Source organism: Frateuria sp. (assembly GCF_035695185.1).
Classification (GTDB): Bacteria; Pseudomonadota; Gammaproteobacteria; order Xanthomonadales; family Rhodanobacteraceae; genus Frateuria_A.
The window spans coordinates 1-8,621 of the sequence record NZ_DASSES010000156.1; the positions used below are offsets into that span (position 1 = coordinate 1).

At 65.1% G+C, this 8,621-nt stretch carries 7 protein-coding genes; all 7 read right to left on the reverse strand.

The features are described from left to right. Positions 1-69 precede the first annotated feature (69 nt). Complete coding sequence (locus tag VFH59_RS12675) at positions 70-828, reverse strand: MotA/TolQ/ExbB proton channel family protein (RefSeq protein ID WP_325165273.1); 759 nt, start codon at positions 826-828, stop codon at positions 70-72. A 54-nt stretch (positions 829-882) separates the two neighbouring features. Beyond that, positions 883-1,542 carry an energy transducer TonB gene (locus VFH59_RS12680; protein WP_325165267.1) on the reverse strand — a complete coding sequence of 220 codons (660 nt, stop codon included), beginning with the start codon at positions 1,540-1,542 and terminating at the stop codon, positions 883-885. 206 nt (positions 1,543-1,748) lie between these two features. After that, positions 1,749-3,050 carry a tetratricopeptide repeat protein gene (locus VFH59_RS12685; protein WP_325165268.1) on the reverse strand — a complete coding sequence of 434 codons (1,302 nt, stop codon included), beginning with the start codon at positions 3,048-3,050 and terminating at the stop codon, positions 1,749-1,751. Between the two features lie 293 nt (positions 3,051-3,343). Next, positions 3,344-5,758 (reverse strand): DNA topoisomerase (ATP-hydrolyzing) subunit B, encoded by a 2,415-nt coding sequence (gyrB, locus tag VFH59_RS12690; RefSeq protein WP_325165269.1) that lies wholly within the window; start codon positions 5,756-5,758, stop codon positions 3,344-3,346. 65 nt (positions 5,759-5,823) lie between these two features. Then, positions 5,824-6,903 (reverse strand): DNA replication/repair protein RecF, encoded by a 1,080-nt coding sequence (recF, locus tag VFH59_RS12695; protein WP_325165270.1) that lies wholly within the window; start codon positions 6,901-6,903, stop codon positions 5,824-5,826. An 85-nt stretch (positions 6,904-6,988) separates the two neighbouring features. Then, on the reverse strand, positions 6,989-8,089 hold the full coding sequence (gene dnaN / locus VFH59_RS12700) for a DNA polymerase III subunit beta (RefSeq protein ID WP_325165271.1): 1,101 nt from the start codon (positions 8,087-8,089) through the stop codon (positions 6,989-6,991). A gap of 227 nt (positions 8,090-8,316) precedes the next feature. Continuing rightward, positions 8,317-8,621: helix-turn-helix domain-containing protein (locus VFH59_RS12705; protein ID WP_325165272.1), on the reverse strand; the 305-nt coding region annotated here is incomplete at its 5' end.

Below are 8,621 nucleotides of genomic sequence, written 5' to 3' on the forward strand. Positions count from 1 at the left end.
GCGTGACGTTGATCTCCGACATCGGGCCGCCGGAATTGCCTCCGGTACTCATTGCCATGGGTCAAGCCCTCACTTCTGCGTCGGCGCCACGCCTTCGACACGCGAACCGGTGGCGAAGAAGTCGTGCAGGTCGTGCGCGAACTCGTCGAACTGCGCGTAGGTCATGCGGTTCGAGCGGTTGAAGAAGTTGTACGCGAGCACGGCCGGGATCGCGGTGAACAGACCGAACGCGGTCATGATCAGCGCCTCGCCCACCGGGCCGGCAACCGCTTCCATCGAGGCATTGCCCGACGCGGAGATCTTGATCAGCGCGTGGTAGATGCCCCACACGGTACCGAGCAGACCGATGAACGGGGCCGAGGAACCGACGGTCGCAAGCAGCGTCATGCCGCCTTCCAGGCGCAGGCTCTCGCGGGCGACGGCCTGGCGCAGGGCGCGGTCGATGAACTCCGAGCGGCTCAGCGACTCGGCCAGGCGGCCGCCATTGGCCGAGGCCTGCTGGTGGTGGGCCACCGCCGAGGCGGCGTCCAGCGCGATCTTCGAGAACGGTTCGCCCTTGGGCTGGGCTTCCAGCTCACGAATGGCTTCCTGGGTGGAAGCGGTGTTCCAGAAGTTGGCGATGACCTTCTCGGCGCGCGAGCGGACCATCGCGTTGCGGATCGCGTTGGCGATGATGAAGTACCAGGAAGCGAAGGACATCACCACGAGCGTGACGAACACGATCCAGCCGAGCGCGTCGAAGTTGTGGATCAGGTCCCCGAAACCCATGTGCTTCATGGCTTCGGCGTTGGAGGTGCTGCCCTGGGCTGGTGCAGTTTGTAGGAACATCATGACGCTACCTTTTAGAGATGTCAGGCGTGGACTGGTTGACTGTAACCGCAATTACAACTGGCTGAGGCTAAAGGCGACGGGAACGCGGACGTAGCCCTCGGCGGGACGACCGTTCTTGGTGGCCGGATTAAACTTCCACCTCCGGGCCGCTTCGATCGCCGCGCGGTCCAGTTCGCGATAGCCGCTGGATGTTTCGACCTTGACGTCCTTGGCCGAACCGTCCACGCCCACCAGGATCAACAGGGTGGTGGTGCCTTCATGGCGCTGGCGAATTGCCTGCGGCGGGTACCGAGGCGGATTGCGGTTCTTGTACGTGATGTCGACGCTCGCCGTGATGTCGGCGGGCGGTGCCGGCGGCGCGGGCGGCGCCGGCGGTGGCGCCGGGATCGGGTTGGTCGTCGCCTCTTCCACGGCCGGCGGCGGCGCCGGCGGCGGCGGGGTCGGCGGCGGCGTCACCTGCTGGATGATCTTCGGCGGCGGCTGCTTCGGCGGTTCCGGCGGCGGCGGCGGCGGCGGCGGCGGGGGCGGCGGCGGCTCGATGAAGTTCACCTGGACGATGCGCTCTTTCTTCGCCTGCTCCTGCTTCGGAGGCGCCGGCGGCGCGATCAGCAGCAGGAATGCAAACGAGTGCAGCGCGATGGCAACAGCCAACGCCCAGGTGCGCCTCCAACTGAACGGCGCGCGGCCGGTTTCTTCGTTACTCGAGGCCATCTGTCACTTTCTGGAGCTAGTCAATCGGAAAGGCGCGGTCGCAGCATCGAACGGCAAATCTCGACCCCACAGGGTGACATCTGCCACTGGACATTGCGCGGGAAAAGGGTTCTCAACGGTACAACAGGCCATGGCGTTTGTATAGCACCCGTGAGGCCGGCAAATGGACGTCCATCCGGCCCCGCGGGTGCGTGCGCCAGCAGCCCTTACTTGCCGGCTCCTGCCTGCTTCAGCCAGGCCTTCGCTTTGGCTGCGGTGTCGGGGTCCTGTGCCGCCTTCTTCATCGCGGCGATGGCACCCGGCTTGTTCTTGAGACCACGCTCGGCCTCGGCCAGGATCATGTAGGCCGTGCCCTTGTGTTGCACGCCCTTGTCGATGCCCTGCTGGATGAGCGTCTTGGCCTCGCTGTACTTCTGCTGGTTCAGCAGCAACTGGCCGGCGCGTACGGCAGCCTCACCGTCGCTCGCCATCGGAATCGCCTTCTTGTAGCTGGCGATGGCCTTGCCTTCGTCGCCCGCGATGTAGGCGGCGTCGCCGAGCAACTTGACGTTGTCGTAGCTGGAGGTGACCACGCCCTTGGCCATGCCGTCCTCGAGCACCGCGACGGCCTTCTTGGCGGTGGGCCTGGGATCGTCGCTGTTCTGCCCGGTGACCAGGTAGAGCTTGGCCAGGTTCACGTACTGCTTCTCGTCCTTCATGTTCCCGCTGGCGCGCACTTTTTCCATCAGGTCGATGGCTTCGGGGTACTTCTGCGCCTGCATCAGCACCGCGACGGCGTTGTTCATCGCGGTCGCATCGTTGGGGTTGGCGGCCAGCTGCTGCTGGGCAAGCTGGGCGGCCTGGTCGGCCTGGCCGGACTCGGCGTAGGACGCCATCAGGATCTGGTTCCACGAGCTTTCCGGCTTGTCGGTCATCGACAGCGCCTTCTTCATCGCGGCGATCGCTTCGGGGTATTTCTGGAGGCGATAGTAGGCATTGCCCTCGAGCGCGTAGGACTCGGGTGTCTCGCGCTTGCCCTCGGCACGCCATTTCTCGACGGTGTCGACGGCCTGCTGGTACTGCTCGTCCGCCAGGTAGAACTGGGCCAGTTCGTACTGCAGCTGGAAGTAGGTGTCATTCGGCATCACGCCGATGTCCAGCGACTGCTTCAGCGCGGCGATCGCGCCCTTCAGGTCGTTGTCGTTGTACTTCAGGTTGGCGATGCCCTGCAGCGCGAGCGACTTGCCGTACTTGCTGCTGTGCTCGTCCTGGACGATCGGCTGCAGCAGCTGCATCGCCTGGTCCTTGTCGCCCGCATTGACCGCATCGAGGCCCTCGTTGAGCTTCTTCTGCTCCTTCTCGCTGGTCAGGTCCAGCTTCGGCTCCTTGCGGGTGGCATCAGGATAGAGCACCTGCTTCTTGTCCTTGGATCCCTGGTCGCCATGACGGCTGGCAATCGCCGGGCTGCTGACCAGCGCAAGCGCCAGTGCGGCGCCGCTCAACAGCTTGAGGAAGGGAGCATGCTTCATGGCAGTCCTCATGTAAGGTTTTTCGCACAAGCAGTGCGGGGGATCGTTGAGCGTACCGCGAGCAGGCAGGCGATAACAAGTCGCACTGCCGCATGGAAGCTTCATGCAAATCAATAACTTGCGGCGACGGTGCCACGCCGGGCGCGAAATTCCCGGCAAATTCCTGTCATGGAGGGGAACTACCGCCGCCGCCCATGTGTCGCGTCGCCGCCCGACGCGCCTTTTACAGCGTACTAATGCATCAGTACGTGGCGTAAAAAAACACTGCCACCGGAGTGGCAGTGTTCGGAGGGTCAGATGTCCAGGTTGGCGACCTTGAGCGCGTTCGCCTCGATGAAGTCGCGGCGCGGCTCGACCGCTTCGCCCATCAGCATGGAGAACATCTGGTCCGCGGCGATGGCGTCCTCGATGCCGACCTGCAGCATGCGGCGGGTCTCCGGGTTGACCGTGGTTTCCCACAGCTGTTCCGGGTTCATTTCGCCCAGGCCCTTGAAGCGCTGGATACTGCGGCCCTTCTTGGCCTCGTCCAGCAACCAGGTGCGTGCCTCGGCGAAGGAGACGGTGCCGCGCGAGGCGTTGCCCCGGCGCACCACCGCCTCGGGCTGGATCAGGCCGGCCAGCTGCTGGCTGATGGTCAGGATCGGACGGAACTCCGCGGTGGCGAAGAACGGCTGCGGCAGCAACCAGGTGTGCGACAGACCGTGCTGTTCGCGGACGACCTCGATCGCCGCCGGCTGCTGCTCGTGCGACGGCCGCAAGGCGAGCCGGTAACGCGGCTTGCCCAGGCCACTGGCTGCCAGGCGCCCGGACAGCGCATCCAGCCAGGCTTGCATGGCCGCCCCATCCGCCCACAGCGCGGGCTCGATCGGCGGGTGTTCGAGCATGGCCGAGAGCACGTTGGCGTCGAACCGGTGGCCCAGGCGCTCGATCTGGTCCAGGGCGGTCTGGTAATCGCGCAGCAGTTTCTCCAGCCGCTCGCCGGTGATCGCCGGCGCGTGCGGGTCGGCCACCAGCTCGGCGCCGTCCACCGCGCTCGAGATCAGGTAGGCATTGAGCGCCGCGTCATCCTTCAGGTACAGCTCCTGCTTGCCCTGCTTGAGCTTGTACAGCGGCGGCAGGCCGATATAGACGTGGCCGCGCTCGATCAGCTCGGGCATCTGGCGATAGAAGAAGGTCAGCAGCAGCGTGCGGATGTGCGAACCGTCCACGTCCGCGTCGGTCATGATGATGATGTGGTGGTAGCGCAGCTTGTCCGGGTTGTACTCCTCCTTGCCGATGCCGGTGCCCAGCGCGGTGATCAGGGTGCCGACCTCGGCCGAGGACAGCATCTTGTCGAAGCGCGCCTTCTCGACGTTGAGGATCTTGCCCTTCAGCGGCAGTACCGCCTGGGTCTTGCGGTTGCGACCCTGCTTGGCCGAGCCGCCGGCCGAGTCGCCCTCGACCAGGAACAGTTCGCACAACGCCGGGTCCTTCTCCTGGCAATCGGCCAGCTTGCCGGGCAGGCCGGCAATGTCCAGCGCACCCTTGCGGCGGGTCATCTCTCGCGCCTTGCGCGCCGCCTCGCGGGCACGGGCAGCGTCGACCACCTTGGAGGCGATCGCCTTGGCCTCATTGGGGTGTTCCAGCAGGAACTCACCGAGCTTTTCGTTGACCGCCTGCTCGACCGCCGTCTTGACCTCCGAGGAGACCAGCTTGTCCTTGGTCTGGGAGGAGAACTTCGGATCCGGGACCTTGACCGACAGCACCGCGATCAGGCCCTCGCGCATGTCATCACCGGAAAGGGTGACCTTGGCGTTCTTGGCCAGGCCTTCCTTCTCGATGTAGTTCTGCAGTGAGCGGGTCAGTGCCGCGCGGAAGCCGGTCAGGTGGGTGCCGCCGTCCCGCTGCGGGATGTTGTTGGTGAAGCAGAACATCGTCTCCTGGTAGGAGTCCGTCCACTGCATCGCCAGTTCCACGGTGATGCCGTCCTGCTCGGCCGACAGGCTGATCACGTTTGGGTGCAGCGCGGTCTTCAGCTGCGCCAGATGCTGTACGAAGGAGCGGATGCCGCCCTCGTAGGCATACGTATCGTGACGCCCCTCGCCGCGCTCGTCCTTGAGGTCGATGGTGACGCCCGAGTTCAGGAAGGCGAGCTCACGCAGGCGCTTGGCCAGGATGTCGTAGTGGAACTCGATGTTGGAGAACGTTTCCGTACTCGGCAGGAAGCGCACGGTGGTCCCGCGACGGCTGGACTCGCCGGCGTCCTTCAGCGCATAGAGCGGTTCGCCCAGCGAGTATTCCTGCTGGTATTCCCGCCCATCGCGATGGATGGTCAGCCACAGATGGGAGGACAGCGCGTTGACCACCGAGACGCCCACGCCATGCAGACCGCCGGACACCTTGTACGAATTGGCGTCGAACTTGCCGCCTGCATGCAGCACAGTCATCACCACCTCAGCGGTGGAACGACCCTCTTCCGGGTGGATGTCGACGGGAATGCCGCGCCCGTTGTCGCTGACGCTGACCGAGCCATCATCCAGGATGGTGACCGTGACGTGGTCGCAATACCCGGCCAAGGCTTCGTCGATCGCGTTGTCGACGACCTCGAACACCATGTGGTGCAGGCCGGTCCCGTCATCCGTGTCGCCGATGTACATGCCCGGGCGCTTGCGCACCGCTTCCAGGCCTTTGAGAACCTTGATGTTGCTCGAATCGTAGGATGCGTTCATGCCCTGCCCGTTGCCGCGCCACCCCACCGACCGGCGGACGCCGGGTGGGAAAAGCCATCGAACAATTATAGCAGAGGGCGGATTTGCCCCTGTTCCACGTGGAACATGCGGTGCGGGCGCGACTGAAGGGGCACCGGACACTCGGTGCCTGTAACCAGCACCTGGGCACCTGCGGCAGCCAGACGTTCGACCACCGCAGCCTGGTGCGCCAGGTCGAGCTCCGACGCCAGGTCATCGAGACACACGATGGGCCATTCCCCACGGCATGCCGCGTGCAACTCGGCCTGTGCCAACAGACAGGACAGGGCCGTCAGCTTTTCCTGGCCGCGGGACAGGTGCTCGCGAAACGGGGCGTGCTCGAACGCCAGTGCCCAATCCGCGCGGTGCGCACCAACCGTCGTGTGACCTCTTGCCAGATCCCTGCCCCGCTGCTCTGCCAGCACGTCGGACAACCCCTCCTCCTCCGCCCAGCCTCGGCGATAGCGCAGAGTGACCGGGCCGAGCTCGGGCAGCAGGTAGCCCGCGCTCATTGAGAGGGCGGCAGAGAACCGGTCGAGGTATGCCCGACGATAGGCATCGATGGTGCCGCCCATCTCGCCGAGCTCACGCTCCCAGGGGACGAACACCTCATCCGGGCCGGAGGTTCCTGCACGAAGCAACGCGTTGCGCTGCTTCAGGGCGCGCTGGTACCGGCGCCAGGCCGTCAGGAAAGCGTGTTCCACGTGGAACACGCCCCAGTCGAGGAAGCGTCGCCGCTCCTCCGCGGCACCCGCGATCAGTGCGTGCGACCCGGGCTCGAAGCACACGACGGCACAGGCCTGCACCAGCACACCCAGCGGTACGTCCCCGCCGTCCAGCCGGGCCTCCCAGCGCGAGCCCTCACGGCCCAGGCCCAGTCGTCGTCGCACGTCCGCGCCAGCACGCACCTCCGCAAACACGGACAACAACGAGCTGCCGCGTTGCAAGAGCGCCTCACGCGCACCGCTCCGGAACGACCGCCCGTGCGACAACAGGTAGGCGGCCTCCAGCACGCTGGTCTTCCCTGCACCGTTCGGACCGACGAACACGTGGATGCCCTCGGACAACTCGATCGAGACGTCCGCCAGGCAACGCAGCCCCTGGATGCGCAGCCGCTCAAATCTCACTGGCGTGTCCCGAACGAACAACGCCGGAGCGTCTCTCGACGGCTCCGGCGTTGGGGGCGACCCGACGTCGTCCAAGCTGCATGCGTTACAGCCGCAACGGCATGATCACGTGGCGCGACTGCTCGCTATCGTCTTCCTGCACCAGGCAGCTGGACTGCGCGTCGCGCAGGTTGAGCCGGGCGCGCTCGCCCTTGAGCGCAGCCAGCGCATCGAGCAGGTAGCCCACGTTGAACCCGACGGCGAGATCGGACACCCCGGTGTCGGCTTCGACCTCTTCCACCGCCTCTTCCTGCTCCGGGTTGTGCGCCACGATCCGCAGCTTGCCGGGCGAGAGCTCGAGCTTCACCCCGCGGTACTTCTCGTTCGACAGAATCGCCGCGCGCTGCAGGGCGCCGCGCAACACTTCCCGGTCCAGCGACGCCCGCTTGTCGGCGCCCAGCGGTATCACCGCTTCGTAGTCCGGAAAACGACCGTCGATCAGCTTGGACGTGAACACCACATCCCCACGGCGCACGCGCAGGTGGTTACGCCCGAACTCCAGTTCGACCTGCCCGTCGCCGGTCTCGAACAGGCCGATCAGCTCGTTCACGCCCTTGCGCGGGATGATGATCTGCCGACGCGCCGCCACCTTGCTTTCCAGCTTGGTTTCCTTGAGGGCCAGGCGATGACCATCGGTGGCCACGCAGCGCAGGGTGTGTTCCTGCAGATCCAGCAACATGCCATTCAAGTAGTAGCGCACATCCTGGTTGGCCATCGCGAACGCGGTGCGCTCCATCAGATCGCGCAGCACTTCCTCGGGCAGGCTGACGCGCTCGACCAGCTCGATCTCGTCGATGGTCGGGAACTCGCTGGCCGGCAGCGTGGCCAGGGTGAAACGACTGCGGCCGGCATTGAGCGCCACGCGGTCGCCATTGAGCTTCAGGTCGATACGCACGCCATCGGGCAGCGCCCGTACGATGTCGAACAGCTTGCGCGCCGGAATGGTGATCTCGCCATCGCCCAGCTGGTCCGCCGGCGTGGTGGCGACCATCTCCACTTCCAGATCGGTACCCGTCAGTGATACCCGGCCATCGCCGACCTTCACCAGCAGGTTGGCCAGAACCGGCAGCGTCTGCCGCCGTTCGACCACGCCCACCACCTGCTGCAGCGGCTTGAGCAAGGCTTCTCGTTGGATGCTGAATTGCATGTGTGGGCTTCCCCTGGCTGTTGCTCTGTTTTTTAAAAGAAGGCTGGTGGTTGTTGTAGAGGCGGTGGATAACTTAAATTTTCCAAATTATCCATTGAGAACAATAACTTGCGATCAGCTCCGCATGTGTCTAACCGGGCTCGCCCGCTGTGGGTCGATTGTGGATAAATCCGTGCCCCAAAGCATCCACCTATTATCCACAGCTTCGACTAGCCCTTTTCAAGCACTTATCCCGTCAGCACGCGGATCAGTTGCTCCCAGTCCTGCCGCATGCGCGCGTCGGTCTCGCACAATTTGCGGATCGTGCGGCAGGCATGCAGCACGGTGGTGTGGTCGCGCCCGCCGAAGGCCTCGCCGATTTCGGGCAGGCTGTGCTCGGTCAATTCCTTGGACAGCGCCATGGCGATCTGCCGCGGCCGCGCCAGCGAGCGCACGCGTCGCTTGGACAGCAGGTCCTGCAGGCGCACGTTGAAGTATTCGGCGGTGATCTTCTGGATGTTGGGCACCGTCACCGCCTGCGCGTGGGTGGCCA

Coding starts and splice junctions, on each gene's coding strand:
- gyrB (WP_325165269.1), bottom strand. CDS start 5,758: ATGAACGCATCCTACGATTCGAGCAACATCAAGGTTCTCAAAGGCCTG.
- VFH59_RS12685 (WP_325165268.1), bottom strand. CDS start 3,050: ATGAAGCATGCTCCCTTCCTCAAGCTGTTGAGCGGCGCCGCACTGGCG.
- VFH59_RS12680 (WP_325165267.1), bottom strand. CDS start 1,542: ATGGCCTCGAGTAACGAAGAAACCGGCCGCGCGCCGTTCAGTTGGAGG.
- VFH59_RS12675 (WP_325165273.1), bottom strand. CDS start 828: ATGTTCCTACAAACTGCACCAGCCCAGGGCAGCACCTCCAACGCCGAA.
- dnaN (WP_325165271.1), bottom strand. CDS start 8,089: ATGCAATTCAGCATCCAACGAGAAGCCTTGCTCAAGCCGCTGCAGCAG.